Origin of the sequence: Roseobacter sp. SK209-2-6 (assembly GCF_000169455.1) — a bacterium.
Lineage (GTDB): Bacteria > Pseudomonadota > Alphaproteobacteria > Rhodobacterales > Rhodobacteraceae > Pseudophaeobacter.
The window spans coordinates 44,994-60,585 of record NZ_AAYC01000008.1 but is presented as its reverse complement, the minus strand read 5'-3'; the positions used below and the strand labels follow the sequence as shown (position 1 = coordinate 60,585).

The window sequence follows — 15,592 nt, the reverse complement described above, 5'->3', positions numbered from 1 at the left end:
TTCAATTCAGCTACTCTCCTTCCGGTAATGAGCGTTTCTCTATCGTAAAAGAGGTCATCTCCTTTTTGAGTGGCGAGAAAGCGTCATAGGGGTGGATTTCGATAGTTATGTGGAAAATGATCCTTTCCTTTTTCAAAAGCGCAGTGATCAAGAGCTGATGATTCGACCGGCTTTGAGATCCTTTTGCGGCAGAAGGCTCAGTGATAAGGAAGATGTGCAGTCACTACCGTTTCTTGGCAATCGTCCTGGCTAGGATGAGAACGCAAAACAAGTTCCCAAGCCCTGCAAGCATCCTCTACCCCACGGCTGCGGATTGTATCGCTTCCAAAGTGTCCTTGCCCCCCCCCTTGGTGCGGGATCAGCGGGGTAACGCCCCGTTTGCCAGTGGTCTGCAAAGGCTTTGGGGTGACGTTTGGAAGAAAATGCCCAGAGGCATGCCCGAGACGATAGAGTTCGGTGTGACAGGCAGTGAAGGCGGTGGACTGCTGCTTAAAGACGGTGATGACCTGGAATACCGACCTCCTACGATTGAATATGTCTATTTTTTTTGCTGCTCATACAACAATGGCTGCTTTGATTGAGCGGCAGGATTGCTTGTGGGTGTGTGTCACGGCAGACCCGTATCACTCTGGAAGACACTGGCTGGTTGGCCTTGCCCCGAAGAGTTCAAAAGCGATGCTTTCAGGACCGACACCTGCCGTTTCCAAGCCCCTAGATAGATCCGCGACAAACCCCGCAGGTCCACAGAGCCTGTAGTGAGCTCTTTCTCCTGCGCGAAGGCGCAACAGGTCTTGGACCGTTATTCTGCCTTGCTTGTCGAACTGCCGCCCCAAGGCATCCGCCCTTGAGGGGCGGGTGTAGAAAATGCGCTGTTGCGCAACCGGGCTCTGGGCAATCAGATCTTCCACTTCCTGACGCAGCGCATGTTCCGCGCTACTGCGGGCGCTATGGACAAACCAGACAGGAGAGTGTCGTGGAGCGGCAAGTGCTGCATGCAACATAGAGACCATAGGTGTCAGTCCCACGCCCGCGCTAACCAAAACCAATGGTTCATCCGCCTTTGGTAGGGTGAAAGTCCCAGAGGGCGCTGAGGCACGCAGCCTGGACCCCTCTGCTATTTCTTGATGGAGAAACTGCGAGACAAGCCCTGCTTGTTCGCGCTTGATTGTCAAGCGGTAGGCTTTGGCGTCCTTTGGTGAGCCAGACAGGGAATAACTGCGTTTGACTGGGGCGCTATGGCCTGGAATCTGAACTTCTATTGGCAGATGTTGGCCCGGTTTGAAGGCGGGCAAAGCTCGCCCACCTTCGGGTGTAAGATAGAAAGAGGTTATGGTCGCGCTCTCCCGTACCTTCTTTGTGACAAGGTAAGAGCGGGTTGGTTGATCTGGGGATGACCAGCGTAAAGCCAGGGCGGAGGGACGTTCGACAATCTTGCAGATTTCGACCTCGATAAACCTCTGTGCCAGTGGGTCGATCTCTTGGTTCGGCATCCAATCGATCTTTGCCCGTCCTGTAACATGCAACAAGTCGCCGGTCTCAAAATCGACAAAGACAAGACCTATCTTAGGGTTGGCGATCAGGTTGCCTATCGTGTTGAAAAAGTTGTTGCCGGAGAAGTCGGGAATACGAAGGCGATTGTTGCCCAGGACCTGGACAAAACCCGGCGCGCCGCCTCTGTGCGAAGCGTCATAGCCGCGAGAAAAAGTGCTTGCCCCTGATTGTTGCCCAGACCCGATGAACAGAGTGTCAGATTTTTCAATTAGGGTGCGTTGTGAAGGGGTAAGCTGATCACCAGTGACTGCAACGCCGGGGGTGTTTTTCCCGGAGTAATGCCAGGTGCGCTCGGTGATATACTGAGGGCAATTTCCGAAGCTCTGTTTTATATCGACGATATATCGCGATCCGTTACGTTTTAGGTGACCGCTGAACCGGTTGCGCCGTCGCGTGGAGGGCTCGATACCGATAGCCCCAATATCCGCACCAGAGTTCAAGGCCTTCTTCAATGGATCCTGGTCATCGAGCTTCATATCCAGGGCCAGCTGCCGCGAGTTTGGCGAGGTGATAAAACCCTCCTTGCCTTCGACCAGCGTTACCCAGTTCTGCCCATGGTGATCCTCCCCGGCGAAAACCATGAAAGGCAGGGTTTCGTAGAACCTGCGGTGTTGATCAGGCATGTGGTCCCGGATAAAGCCAGCGGCCCATCGAGCCACATCGCCCGCGCCGACTCGCATCTGAGCGGCCAACTCACCTTCATGGAAGGGATTTCGCAGAGCCTTGGATGACATAATTTCGGCCTTTCAGAATGGAGGAGGTGACTAGGGCCGACTGGCGGCCCTAATCAGTTAGGCCAACTCAGCGATGGGAGAGGCCAGCATGCCAACAAACTTTGGCTCCGCTTCTATACGGTTCAACCAGGCACGCAGGTTCGGATATGGCGCGAGGTCAACGCCACCTTCCGGAGCATGCGCGATATAGCTGTAACCGGCGATATCAGCGATTGTGATCCGCTCAGAGGCCAGCCAGGAACGATTGTTCAGATGTGTTTCCATGTATTGGAACAGCGTATGGGATTTTGCGATGGCTGCCTGATGGTCCAGTGGCGCACCAAAGAGGGTGACCAACCGTGCGGCACAGGGGCCGGAATAGATCTGGTCCGCCGCTACCGTGAGCCAGCTCTGGACTTCGGCGGCCGTTTTTGCATCCCGAGGGATCCAGCCGGTGTCCTTGGCGTAGGTCTGTACCAGATAGACAAGGATCGCATTGGAATCCGCCAGAATGTAGCCACTATCATCGATGGCCGGAACCTGCCCAAATGGGCTGATCTGTAAATAGTCCGGAGCCTTATGCGCGGCATTGGCCATATCCAGGTCGATGGTCTCATAGGGCAAGTCCAGCAGCGCCAGCATGAGTTCCACGCGGTGGCAGTGACCAGACTTCGGGGTGCGGTAGAGTTTGATTGGGGTCATTGGTTTTTCTTCTCTTGAAAACAGTTATAGGCCGAGATCGCTTAGACCTGGGTGATCGTCAGGGCGCCGCCCAAGGGGCCAGCGAAACTTGCGTTCTTCTTCGGTGATGGGTTTTTCGTTGATCGAGGCATGGCGGTTCGACATGTAACCCAGAGCGTCAAACTCCCAATTCTCATTGCCATAGGCCCGGAACCAGTTGCCGTATTCGTCGTGATACTCATAGGCGTAGCGAACGGCGATGCGATTGCCACTATGGGCCCAGAGCTCCTTGATCAGGCGATAGTCTTGCTCTTTGCGCCATTTTTCCTCCAGGAACTTCTCCACCTCTTGGCGGCCAACTGGAAAAGCGGTGCGGTTGCGCCATTTGGTGTCGACTGTATAAGCGAGCGCGACCTTCGCCGGGTTGCGGCTGTTCCAGCCATCCTCCGCTAAACGTACCTTTTGGCCGGCAGTTTCTTCGGTGAAAGGGGGGAGGGGACTGCGGGGTGGTTCTGTCGTCATCTGCTTGCCTATGGTCTGTGGGTGCATTGGTGTTGCGATGACAAGAGATCTAAATTGCTTTGCCTTTCAGATTAATATGCTATGCAAGAAAGATATTATTTCGAGAAATGGCAATAATTGAGGTAGGCTTGGATGGATCGCCTGCAATCCTTGGAAGTGTTTATTGCGGTCGCTGAGGCAGGCAGCTTTGTTGCTGGTGCCCGAAAAGTTGGCCTTAGCGCGCCCTCTGCTACAAGGGGGATCAACGCGTTGGAGGCGCGTCTAGGCGCGAGACTGCTATCGCGCACCACTCGGCGTGTTCGTCTGACAGATGTGGGCAAGGCCTATCTCGAAGACGCTCGCCATATTCTGGCGCAGATGCAGGCTGCGGATGATGCGGCGACCGGTGCAGCCATCAAGCCTTCTGGGCAGTTGCGTATTACCTGCCCAACAGAATTCGGGCGCATTTATGTTGCGCCAATTCTGACTGATTTCCTTGATCTGCACCATTCGGTTACTGCAGATGTCCTGATGGTCGATCGCATCGTCAATATGGTTGAGGAAGGGTTCGACCTGGCCGTTCGCATTGGCGAGCTTCCCTCCTCGGGTTTGACCGCTGTACGCGTGGGGCAGGTTCGGCGGCTGATCTGCGGAACACCAGAGTATTTTGAAAAGAACGGGCGCCCGGAAACTCCGGCAGATCTGCAGCAGCATCAGATGATCTCTGCTTCACCCGTTAGCCCGGTGACAGAATGGCGTTTTGGCAGCGAGTTGCAGACACCCGTTCGGATTGAGCCGCGACTGATCGTTAGCAGCGTTGCGACCGCCATCTCAGTGGCCCGAAGGGGCTGGGGTCTGTGCCGTGTTCTCTCTTATCAGGTTGGGCCTGACCTCCAATCGGGGAAGCTGCAAACGGTCTTAGAGGATTTTGAGCCGACGCCTTTGCCGATCCATCTTGTCCATGTGGAAGGTCGCCGCGCCCCGGCCAAGGTGCGCGCCTTTGTTGATCTGGCAAAGACACGGTTAAGAGCGGTCGAGGTCCTCAACTCGCGGTGATCGTGCAGGATTTGCGAAGCTGGGGCGACTTCGCGCGCTTTCAACATCAGGAACGGTCGACGCTTTTTAGGCCGATTTCGCCGACAAACCTGACAATTTGATCCATCAAACTGTGTTTGGACATCTTTGCGACCGCAGCAGGCAGGTCCTGCAATTCCCCCTCACGGGCCACGGCGGTCAAGGTCCGCGATAGCCCCACCACAGGCAGTTTCAGCAGGCGCAAATTCATGTTCTCCACCAACCCATCGATCAACAGGGTGGGCGTCAGCAGGCTAAAACCCTGACCGGTAGCAACACAGGAGGTTACCATGCTGGAGCGATCCGCCTGAATGACACGATCCGGTTCAAACCGGAGGCGCCGTAGGTGTTGTGCGATCTGCCGTCCAGCATTGGTCGTATCACCAAAGCGCACCAGCGGCAGCTCTCGCTGGATGGCTTCCAGACTGTCGGTTGAGCCCTGGTAGCCCGCAGGCAATACCAGAAGATAGTCTTCTTTCAGGATATGGTGGCGCTCCAGCCCGTCCATATCCAGAAACGGGTTTGAGGTGATGGCGAGATCAGCCTGTTTGGTACGCAACAGCTGTTCATGATTGCCGCTCTGACCTGCGTGCAGGGTTATATCCTCTACCCCAAAATCTTTCTGTGCCAGAGCCACCAGAGAGGGGGTGAGGGTTGTTGCGATTGAAGCTTGGATCCCGACGCGCAACAGGCTGATTGAGGCCTGGCCCACGTGGCGCAACTCTGATTCCATGTCTGACAAGGCGTGCAGGATCTTCTGGGCTCGGATATGCAGGCGCATCCCAGCATGGGTTAGTCTTGCTGGGCGAACGCTGCGATCAATGAGCCGGGTGCCAAAAGACTTTTCCAAGGCTGCGATATGTTGTGAGGCGGCCGATTGTGACAGACCCAGAAGCTTCGCGCCGGAGCGCATCTGCCCGGTTTCGGCAACAGCGATGAAGACTTCCAGTGACCGAATGAGGCCCGGCGACAGGGTGCGGCGATCAAGCATCTGATCATCCTTAGTATTAGAACTTCTAATACTGTTGGAAAGCATTTGGGAAAAAGTCAATCTGCCTGCAAACCTGCGCCTATGGAAAAAACGCGAAGACATAGACGCCGCAGAGGTGCAGACCGGCCTGCTGCAGCAGAGCCCCGAGCCCCCTTTGTCCTGCGCAAGCTTGCGACCTTCAATGTGTTGAGTGAGGCGGGGCTGGAGCAGATTGAGGCCAATGCGGATCGGATCCTGCATGAGACCGGAATGGAGTTTCACGATGATCCGGAAATCCTGGAGATCTTTGCCAAGGCCGGATGCGATGTTGATGGAACCCGCGTTCGCTTTGCCCCAAGGTTTTGCCGGAAGACTATCACGGCCACTGCGCCAGCGCGTTTCACGCAACATGCGCGCAATCCGGAAAACAATCTGCAGCTCGGGGGTGACGCGACGGTGCTTTGTCCGTCCTGGGGCCCGCCTTTCGTGCATGATCTGGATCGGGGAAGGCGCTATGCCAACTATCAGGATTTCACCGATCTGGTGAAACTCCATCATACTCTGCCCTGGCTGCATCATTCTGGCGGCGTGGTCTGTGAGCCGGTGGACCTTCCTGCAAACAAGCGCCATCTCGATATGCTTTATGCCCATATTCGCTGGTCTGATCGTGCTTTTATGGGGGCCTTTATTGGGGCAGGGCGGGCCGGGCATGCCCTGGACATGGCGCGGATCCTTTTTGGTGACGAATTCGTTGCCGAAAACCCGGTGCTTTACTGTGTGTCCAATACCAATGCGCCGCTGGTGATGGACAGCCATATGTCAGGGGCGCTCAAGACCTATGCCCGTGCGGGGCAGCCGGTGGCCTGTACGCCCTGGGTGCTGACCGGGGCCATGTCTCCGACGACGGTGGCAGGTACGCTCGCGCAGGTTCTGGCAGAAACAATGGCGGCAATGACCTTGGTCCAGCTGATTGCACCCGGTGCGCCCTGCTTGATGGGGAGCTTTGCCTCAACCATGTCGATGAGGTCCGGCGCACCCACCTTTGGCACCCCAGAGGCCGGGCTGATGGTCCTGGCTGCAGGTCAATTGGCGCGCCGCCTTGGTGTGCCGCTTCATACGGTTGGCACACTGAGTGCTTCTAAACTCCCCGATGGGCAGAGCCAGCAGGAGGCGGCATGGGGGTTGATGATGTCAATGTTTGCTGGCGCAAATCTGATCAACCACGCTACGGGGTGGCTCGAAGGTGGGTTGGTGACCTCCTATGAGAAGACCATCCTTGACCATGATCTCTGCGGAAAACTGGCGCGGTTCTTTGACGGCATTGATCTGAGTGAAAATGCCCAGGCGATGGAGGCCATTGCCGCAACCGGGCCAGGGCAGCATTTCCTTGGATCAGAGCACACCCAAGCCAATTTTAAGAGCGCTCTCTTTCGACCCTGGACGCCGGATGACAATTCCTTTGAGCAATGGGAGGCCACGGGCAGCAAAGACGCTGCAAGTCGTGCCAATGCAATCTGGAAAGACCGCCTGGCAAGCTATGAAGATCCGGGTCTGGATCAGGATGTGGATGAGGCTCTGAAGGACTATATTGCGCGGCGAAAAGCCGAAGTGCCAGATCAGGAGTATTTCTGATGCCAAAGATCCTGATCATTGGCGGGGGCGCACTCGGGCTGAGCATCGCCTATCATCTGAGTAAGCGGGGCGCGGATGAGATTGTTCTGTTGGAACGCAATTCGCTAACCTCCGGCACTTCCTGGCATGCGGCAGGGATTGTTGGCCCGCTGCGTGCAACGCCGAATATGACCAAGCTGGCGTCAGCCGCGCTGGAGGTCTTCCCTGCATTGGAGGCGGAAACGGGAATGTCCACGGGCTATCGGCGCACAGGCGGCTATTGGCTGGCCCGTGAAAAGGCACGGTTGGATGAATTGCACCGGATTGCCGACCTGGGTGAAACGCAAGGTCTTACGCCCCGCGTAATTGAAGCCGCAGATGTACCGCTTTCCATTTTGTATCTGACCAAGCATGTCGGGGCACTCTATGTGCCGGAAGATGCAAATGTGAACCCTGTGGACCTTTGCATGGCCTACGCGAGTGGGGCGCGCAGCCGGGGTGTAGAGATCCGGGAGCAAGTGCATGTCAAAGGCCTCGTGAGCGATGGGCAAGGCATCACTGGTGTAGAACTTGCAGATGGTTCCAGGATCACGGCGGATAAGGTTGTTCTGGCCACCGGTGCCTGGACGCGGGAACTGGCAGCGACAGCCGGAGTAGAGCTGCCGCTTCAGGCGGTCGAACACATGTATGTTGTGACGGAACCCCTGTCGGGCCTACCTGACACATTGCCGGTTATCCGTGACCTTGATCGTGGGATCTACATCAAGGGAGACGCCGGAAAACTGGTGATCGGTGGCTTTGAGCCCAATGCCAAGTGCTGGGAGGCATATGGCCCCGAAGGGGATCGCGCCTTTCTGGAAATGGGTGAAGATTGGGATCAGTTTGCCCCCTTCATGGAGGCCGCTCTCGATCTTTGCCCAGCATTGGAGACAGTCGGCATCCAGCATTTCATGAACGGCCCAGAGAGTTTTACTGCAGATACCAGGCCTCTGGTTGGCGAGACCAAGGTGAACGGCCTCTTTGTGGCAGCGGGCATGAACTCGGTAGGGATCATGTCCTCCGCTGGGATCGGTCGGGCACTTGCGGACTGGTTGGTTGATGGACACCCCCCCATGGATCTGTGGGAAGTTGATGTTGCCCGTGTAGATCCGCAGGCGGCCAGCCCGGAACATATGCAAGATCGTATGAAAGAGGCAGTGTCTGACCTCTTTGCCCTTCACTGGCCTTACAAACAGCCCAAGGCGGGGCGAGGCTTGCGGAAATCGGCACTGCATGACCATTGGGCCAAGGCGGGAGCGCATTTCGGCCTCACTGCCGGGTGGGAGCGCGGGCTCTGGTATGGTCCAGCGCTACCCTATTCGGTGGGTGCGCAAGAATGGTGGCCGATTGCACAGGCCGAAGCGGCGGAGCTGGCAGAGGGGGTCGCCCTGCTTGACCTCAGCCCCTTTACCAAGATCGATATCACTGGTTCAGGGGCGCTTGGCGCGTTGAACAGGCTTTGCACCGCGCAGTTGGATGTTGCGGTGGGGCGGGCGGTTTATACCCAGTTTCTGAACCTGCGTGGCGGCATCGAAATGGATGTGACGCTGACACGAACCGGGGAAGAGAGCTTTCATCTCACCTCTGGTGCGGCAACCCGAATGCGGGATCTGGCCTATCTGAAGCGTAACCTTCCTGGGTCTCTTCTCATAGAAGACGTGACAGAGGACTTCTGCACTCTCGGCGTTATGGGGGCGTGGAGCCGGGATATGCTCAAGAACCTAGGTGACTTGCCTTCCGGTGCATTTGGCACTTCGGGCATGGCCCGGATCTCTGGCGTGAACTGCTGTGCCACAAGGGTGAGCTTTGTGGGAGAGCTGGGCTGGGAGCTGAGGGTTGCCAATTCAGCGGCGCCAGAGCTGTTTGAGGCGTTGCTGACAGCAGGCGCAAAGCCCCTAGGGCATTTCGCGCTGGATGGGTGTCGACTTGAAAAAGGGTTCAAACACTGGGGGCACGAGTTGGGACCTGAGGTGACCCCCTTAGAAGCGGGTCTTGGGTTTACCATCGATTGGAGCAAGGAATTCCTCGGCAAGGCCAGATTGCAACAACAGCGTGCCGATGGGGTATCGCAGCGCCTGGTCTTGCTGGAGGTCGAGGGGGAGGCCCTCTTGCTGCATGATGAGCCGGTCTATGAAGGCGGATGGCATATTGGCATGACGACCTCTGGTGGGCGTGGCCCACGAACGGGCGCGAACCTGTGTTTTGCGATTATCAAAACCGCTGCGGGTGAGAGCCGGGCTCAGACTGCAGAACGGAAACTCACCCTCAAAGTTGCTGGAAAAGACTATTTGGCGCGCGTGTTGCGCAACCCGCCATTTGATCCAAAAGGTGAAAGGATGCGTGCATGACAAAGGCACAAGTTCTCATTATCGGTGGGGGCGCCATGGGTGTTTCGCTGATGTACCATCTGACCAAGATGGGTTGGTCGGATGTCCTTTTGGTGGAGAAGAATGATCTGACCCATGGCTCCACCTGGCATGCGGCAGGGCTTTGCACTCATTTTGCGCATAATTCGACAATTCAAGAGCTGCGGGCCACTTCGGTCCGGCTTTATCGCGATGTTCTTCCCCAGGAGACAGGCCGGGACTGTGGCTTCCACCCTTCGGGTGCGATGCGCATTACCCGCAACAGCGACCGAATGGACGAATTTCGTCATGTGGCCGGGCTGTCGGAATTCACCGGCTATCCGCTGGAGATCCTGACGCCTGAGAGGATCGCGGAACTCTATCCTTTGGCCAAGCTGGATGGGCTTCTGGGAGGGATCTATGAGCCGGACGATGGCCATGTTGACCCCACTCTGGCGACCCAGGCAATGGCAGAAGTGGCCCGCAGAGGAGGCGCGCAGATTTGGCGCAATTGTCCCGTCACTGCTATCCGCCGCGAAGGGAAAACATGGAAGGTGGAGTGCAGCAAAGGCACTGTTGAAGCCCGGCATGTGGTCAACGCAGCAGGGACATGGGGCTGGGAAATCGGTGCCATGATGGGGCTGAATATCCCTTCAGTTCCGGTGCTGCACCAGTATCTGGTCACTGACCGGGTTGAGGCTGTCAGCAGTAGAATGGCCGAAGCTCAGCCCGAGTTGCCGATCATTCGGGACCCGGAAGAGAGCTGGTATGTGCGCCAGGAACGCGATGGGCTGATCCTGGGGCCTTATGAAAAGGAAGCGCAAGTCTGGTCGGTTGATGGTGTGCCCCCGGAGTTTGGCGCGGATCTGATGGCCCCGGATCTGGATCGGGTGGAACATATCATTCAGGCTGCGATGGAGCGCATTCCCGCGCTCGAGACCGCTGGTGTCAAAACAGTTATCAACGGGCCAATCACTTTTACGCCGGATGCCAATCCTCTGGTTGGACCTGCTCATGGTTTGGCGAATGCCTGGTTGCTGACCGGATCTTCCATGGGAGTCATGGAGGGTGGCGGCGCTGGCTGGTTCCTGGCGCATTGGATGACTCATGGCGCCCCCCCAATGGATGCGCTTGCCATTGATAGCCGTCGGTTTGGTTCTTGGGCGGATCGAGAGTATCGGGTGGCAAAAGCGATAGAGTGTTTTGGCCTCCAATTCGGTGTTCACTACCCGCATGAAGAACGCCCGGCGGGTCGTGACCTCAGACTATCCCCCCTACATGATGAGATGTTGAAACGTGGCGCAGTCATGGGGGCCGCCCATGGCTGGGAGCGGCCAAACTGGTTCTCATCCACTCCCGGGGCTGTCGCGGATGCAACCTTCCGGTGCCCCAATTGGTTTGCACCCGTCGCTGCCGAGGTGGAGGCCGCAACCTCTAGGGTGGCGATGGCGGATCTTTCGGTCTTTTCCAAATTCGAGTTACACGGCCCGGATGTGTCGGCCTTCCTTGAGGCAGTTGGCGCAAACAGAGTGCCGCAGGTTGGGTGCATCGGCCTAACCCACGCGCTGACGCCAGAGGGCGGAGTATTGTCCGAGTTCACGGTTGCGCGCCTGGGGCAGGATCATGCTTATTTGACCTCTGCGGCCGCGGCGCAGGAGATTGACTGGGATCTGCTGCAGTCGCGAAAGGGTGAATTCGATGTGCAGCTACAGGATGTGACTGAAGGCCTTGCGGTGATTGGCATCATGGGGCCTGAAGGCATTCGCATCCTGCCTGAGTTGGAAGACATGCCCTGGCTGACGGTGCGCGAGACATGTGTTGCCGGAATTTCAGTCCGTGCAATGCGGCTATCCTACATTGGGGAGGTAGGCTGGGAGCTGCATGTTCAGGCGGAAGATGCGCGTCAGCTCTTTGCTGTTATAGAGGAACGTGCCACTCCCTATGGCCTCGGCTTTTATGGCGCTTATGCCGCCAATTCCATGCGGTTGGAAAAGGGCTATCGCGGCTGGGGCAGTGATCTGACTACCGAGCGCAGCCCGCTTGAGGCGGGGCTTGCGACCTTTATCCGCCCAGAACTGCAAGACGCGCTGGTGCGCCAGGACGCCTGGGACATGGTGCTTCTGGAGCTTGAAACTGGTGAGGTAGACCCATTCTACGCCCATACGCTGTGGCAGGGGGCAAATCCGGCTGGCATTGTCACATCGGGTGCCTTTGGGCATCGCACTGGCAAGGTTCTTGCACTGGCCTATCTGCGGTCTCCTTCAGCGCAGCAGGATCTCGAAGTTTCTATCCTCGGGCAGCGCCGCGCAGCAAAGATACTGACACAGCCCCCCTTTGACCCTGACAATACGCGTCTCAAAAACGGAGCTCCCAAATGACTGATCACGCCCTTCACACCAACTGGGATTTTCAAGCGACCGCTGAGAGGCGGGACAGATTTTATGCGGCGTCCTTGACCCGCTTTACTCCGTTTCGGGAACCTATCGTGTTCAAGAAAGGACAGGGGCAATATCTCTGGGATACGGAGGGTCGCAGATATACCGATATGCTTGGGATGAATGTCTGCATTTCCGTTGGGCATTCCCACCACAGGGTTGTTGCTGCTGCAATGGAGCAGGCTCAGGAGCTGACCCATTGCACCACGATGTTCTATCATCCCACCCCCGCACACCTGGCAGAGGAGCTGGCAGCGACAATGCCTGCAGGACATGACTGGGTGGTGCATTTGACCAACTCAGGATCCGAAGCGGTCGATCTCGCCATGACCATGGCGCGAACCTATACGGGTAATCTGGATCTCCTGGCGCTGCGCACCGCCTATCATGGGCCAACGGCTGCGGCACAATCCATCACCGGAATCTCTGGTTGGCGACACCCGGGCATGCCGGGCAACGTTGCCTTCGTACCGGAACCCAATCAATACCGTGGCATCTTTGGGCCCGGCACCCAACCCTATCTGGACGAGATTGACCGAACCATCGCAGCGGCGACCTCTGGTCAGGTTGCGGGACTCTTTGTCGAAAGCGTGCAGGGCTATGGGGGCATTATCGAAATGCCACCGGGCTATATGTCTGGTGCCGCCGAACGAGTGCGCGCCGCAGGGGGGCTTTATGTTGCGGATGAAGTTCAGTCGGGATTTGGACGCACAGGCGCCCATTTCTGGGGGTTTGAGGCCGACGGGGTCGTGCCCGACATTGTGGTGATGGCCAAAGGGTTGGGCAATGGCTTCCCCATAGGTGCGGTCGTAGCGAAAAAGCATATCGCCGCACCAATGGCTGAGAAATTCATGTTCCATACCTATGGCGCCAACCCAACCTCCGCCGCTGCCGCGCGGGCGGTCCTTGCGGTGATGCACGACGAGGGTTTGCAGGACAATGCACGCAAGGTAGGCGCGGTTTTGTTGGAACGGCTGCAAAACCTAAAAGACAAGCACCAAGCCATTGGGGATGTCCGGGGTAAGGGTCTGATGCTGGCCATCGAAATGGTTCAGGATCGGGACAGCAAAACGCCAGACAAAGACACAACAACAGAGGTGTTTGAGGCATGCCGAGAACAGGGGATCATCCTGTCGAAGTCGGGGCCATTTCAATCCTGTTTGCGCATGGTGCCCCCTTTGTGCCTGTCGCTCGAAGATGTTGATCACGTGGCCAAGGGGTTGGATCAGGCGTTTCAGAAAGCGGCGACCCGCCTGGGGCGCTGATCCAAAGCTTCCCCTCCGTAACATGGCTTTCGCCGCATGACGTCCCGTCACTGCGCTGGACAGGTGTCCTGCGGCTAAGCCATGTTTTTTCAAAGGCTAAAGCGTTTCAGGAGGAAGATGATGGATATGAACTTCGGTATGCGGGCGGAAAACCGCGAACTCTTGGAACGCGTTGCGATGATGGTGCGCGATGACATCATGCCCTTGGAAGAAGAGTATCAGGCCGAAATCAGCAAAGGGGACCGTTGGTCCTATACCGATCGTCAGGCCGAGATATTGGAAGGGCTGAAGGCAAAGGCCAAAGCGGCAGGCCTGTGGAACTTCTGGCTCACGGACAGTGACAAGGGCTTTGGCCTTTCGACGGTGGAATATGCCTATTTTGCTGAGGAGATGGGCAAAACGCCTCTGGGGGCCGAGGTGTTCAATTGCTCAGCGCCCGATACCGGCAATATGGAAGTCTTTGAGCGCTACGGCAGCGAAAAGATGAAGCAAGACTGGCTGTTGCCGCTGCTAGAGGGGCAGATCCGATCGGCCTATCTGATGACCGAGCCGGATGTCGCCAGTTCTGATGCCACCAACATCTCCATGTCCTGCGTGCGCGATGGCGATGATTATGTGCTGAACGGAGAGAAATGGTGGGCTTCCGGGGCCGGGGATCCGCGCTGCAAGGTCTATATCGTCATGGTGAAAACCGGCGGGGACGAACTGCCGGTTCACAATCGTCAGTCCATGATTGTGGTGCCCGCTGAGATGCCTGGGATAGAAATCCTGCGCCCGATGGAGGTCTACGGCCACGATGACGCGCCGCATGGGCATATGCATATCCGCTTCACGGATGTGCGTGTGCCTGCTGAGAACCTGCTGCTCGGCGAGGGGCGCGGGTTTGAGATTGCTCAGGGGCGGCTTGGGCCCGGTCGCATTCATCACTGCATGCGCGCCATTGGCCAGGCAGAGGCTGCGCTGGAGCGCATGTGCAAACGCTCTCTGCAGCGCGAAGCCTTTGGCAAGAAGTTGGCACATCTTGGTGCCAACTATGACATTATTGCTGAATGCCGGATGGAAATCGAAATGGCGCGCCTCCTCTGCCTCAAGGCGGCTTGGTATATGGATCAGGGGGATGGGCGCGCTGCCGCCCCTTGGATAAGCCAGATCAAGGTGGTCGCCCCTCGGGTTGCGCTCAAGGTCATTGACGAGGCTGTGCAGATGCACGGGGGGCAGGGTGTCAGTCAGGATACCCCGCTGGGGATCGCCTGGACCCATGTGCGCACCCTGCGCCTTGCGGATGGGCCAGATGCGGTCCATCGCCGCCAGGTGGCGCGGGTCGAGCTGAAGAAACACACGCAAGAAAAGGTCTAACAACCTTATACCTTGATGCGCTTCCCAAGATGTGCGGCCAGGATGAGCGGAGAGTGTGGAGGACTGCGACCGAATAGGGCTACGGTCGGCCATATGACCCGCGTGAACGATGCTTGAGCATGCGGCAATTTGGGTTGCGCTCTTGCTATGGGGTAAGGAAATCCGGATTGCTGAGGCAAGCAGTTGCTGTGGTGGTTGGAAAACTCCCGGGATGGCAGAGCCTTGTGCGCAGGGGAAAAGGCAAGCGCCGCGACGACGTGGGGGGGCGCGTAGCCATCCCGGGACACAGCCGGGTGTTCCAAATCCGGCTAGAGGTGCTGGGCGGGGAAACCCTGTGGAACCGACCCATGTCTCAGAGGTTAGATCAAGAAAAATAAAAAATACACGTTAAAGTTTAAATGTATTGGAATTTTTCTCTAGAATTTACTGAAGGGATTGAAGATATGAGGGTTTTCAACCTACGCGTTCGGCAATAACCTTCAGATTCAGCATGCCTGGGGGCCTTGAGAAGGGTGTTCCGGGAGGCATGCAGGTGTGGAGTGCAGTTTATTCGAGGCGATTTCAGCCCGTCACATCTCAGCCCAACCTTAGGTGCGATCCCTCCAATAAAGGGCACCCAAAAAAGACAAACCCCCGAGCCGGGGCGCGGGGGTCATCAATAGGTGTCCAGAAAAACCTGGAGAGGAAGGGCTGCTTAGAGCATACCTTCGCGCTGTGCTTTCTTGCGTGCCAGCTTACGGGCACGGCGGATCGCTTCAGCTTTCTCGCGCGCTTTTTTCTCGGACGGCTTTTCGAAATGTTGCTTGAGCTTCATTTCGCGGAAGACGCCTTCACGCTGCAGCTTTTTCTTCAGGGCACGGAGCGCCTGATCGACATTGTTGTCACGAACACTAACCTGCATGTGGTTTTCACCACCTTTCTAGATAAGAGTTGCAAGGATTTGCAGGAAGCCGCCGTATAGCAAAGCCTCTTAAAGTTGTCTAGTACTGTGAATAGGGTGGGTTTGACCCTATTTTCCCATCAAACCAGGATCTGACAGTCTAGGAGCATA

The 15,592-nt window shown here is 57.0% G+C and carries 11 protein-coding genes; 6 read left to right on the top strand and 5 right to left on the bottom strand.

From position 1 onward, the window contains the following. Nucleotides 1-623 precede the first annotated feature (623 nt). From RSK20926_RS13150 to RSK20926_RS13140, 3 genes are read right to left on the bottom strand one after another with little or no spacing between them, the layout of a single operon-like run. Nucleotides 624-2,285, bottom strand: coding sequence for an FAD-binding oxidoreductase (locus tag RSK20926_RS13150; protein WP_008207391.1), 1,662 nt, complete (start codon nucleotides 2,283-2,285; stop codon nucleotides 624-626). Nucleotides 2,286-2,342: 57 nt separating this feature from the next. After that, entirely contained in the window at nucleotides 2,343-2,966 is a 624-nt protein-coding gene (locus RSK20926_RS13145) for a glutathione S-transferase family protein (RefSeq protein WP_008207390.1), read from the bottom strand. Between the two features lie 24 nt (nucleotides 2,967-2,990). Further along, nucleotides 2,991-3,467, bottom strand: a complete 477-nt coding sequence (locus RSK20926_RS13140; RefSeq protein WP_037255172.1) for a nuclear transport factor 2 family protein — start codon at nucleotides 3,465-3,467, stop codon at nucleotides 2,991-2,993. Between the two features lie 132 nt (nucleotides 3,468-3,599). Between RSK20926_RS13140 and RSK20926_RS13135 the strand changes: the two genes are divergently transcribed. After that, complete coding sequence (locus tag RSK20926_RS13135; protein ID WP_008207388.1) at nucleotides 3,600-4,502, top strand: LysR family transcriptional regulator; 903 nt, start codon at nucleotides 3,600-3,602, stop codon at nucleotides 4,500-4,502. 46 nt (nucleotides 4,503-4,548) lie between these two features. On the opposite strand, the gene RSK20926_RS13130 is transcribed toward RSK20926_RS13135, so the two are convergent. After that, nucleotides 4,549-5,511 carry a LysR family transcriptional regulator gene (locus tag RSK20926_RS13130; RefSeq protein ID WP_008207387.1) on the bottom strand — a complete coding sequence of 321 codons (963 nt, stop codon included), beginning with the start codon at nucleotides 5,509-5,511 and terminating at the stop codon, nucleotides 4,549-4,551. A gap of 81 nt (nucleotides 5,512-5,592) precedes the next feature. Between RSK20926_RS13130 and RSK20926_RS13125 the strand changes: the two genes are divergently transcribed. The 5 genes from RSK20926_RS13125 to RSK20926_RS13105 all read left to right on the top strand — a co-directional run bounded on the left by RSK20926_RS13125 (nucleotide 5,593) and on the right by RSK20926_RS13105 (nucleotide 14,541). Beyond that, nucleotides 5,593-7,122: a trimethylamine methyltransferase family protein gene (locus RSK20926_RS13125; protein ID WP_008207386.1), complete on the top strand. Its 1,530-nt coding sequence runs from the start codon at nucleotides 5,593-5,595 to the stop codon at nucleotides 7,120-7,122. Then, nucleotides 7,122-9,488: a GcvT family protein gene (locus tag RSK20926_RS13120; RefSeq protein WP_008207385.1), complete on the top strand. Its 2,367-nt coding sequence runs from the start codon at nucleotides 7,122-7,124 to the stop codon at nucleotides 9,486-9,488. The genes RSK20926_RS13125 and RSK20926_RS13120 overlap by 1 nt, the downstream gene beginning before the upstream one ends. Next, a complete protein-coding gene (locus RSK20926_RS13115) occupies nucleotides 9,485-11,863 on the top strand; it encodes a GcvT family protein (protein WP_008207383.1) in 2,379 nt (792 codons plus the stop codon). Before RSK20926_RS13120 ends, RSK20926_RS13115 begins: the two co-directional genes overlap by 4 nt. Next, complete coding sequence (locus RSK20926_RS13110; protein ID WP_008207380.1) at nucleotides 11,860-13,185, top strand: aspartate aminotransferase family protein; 1,326 nt, start codon at nucleotides 11,860-11,862, stop codon at nucleotides 13,183-13,185. Before RSK20926_RS13115 ends, RSK20926_RS13110 begins: the two co-directional genes overlap by 4 nt. A gap of 120 nt (nucleotides 13,186-13,305) precedes the next feature. Beyond that, complete coding sequence (locus RSK20926_RS13105) at nucleotides 13,306-14,541, top strand: acyl-CoA dehydrogenase family protein (RefSeq protein WP_037255119.1); 1,236 nt, start codon at nucleotides 13,306-13,308, stop codon at nucleotides 14,539-14,541. 694 nt (nucleotides 14,542-15,235) lie between these two features. Here RSK20926_RS13105 and rpsU read toward each other — a convergent pair. Continuing rightward, the gene (gene rpsU, locus RSK20926_RS13095) at nucleotides 15,236-15,442 is read right to left on the bottom strand and encodes a 30S ribosomal protein S21 (protein ID WP_008207378.1); all 207 of its coding nucleotides are present in this window, start codon (nucleotides 15,440-15,442) and stop codon (nucleotides 15,236-15,238) included. Between the last annotated feature and the right edge of the window lie 150 nt (nucleotides 15,443-15,592).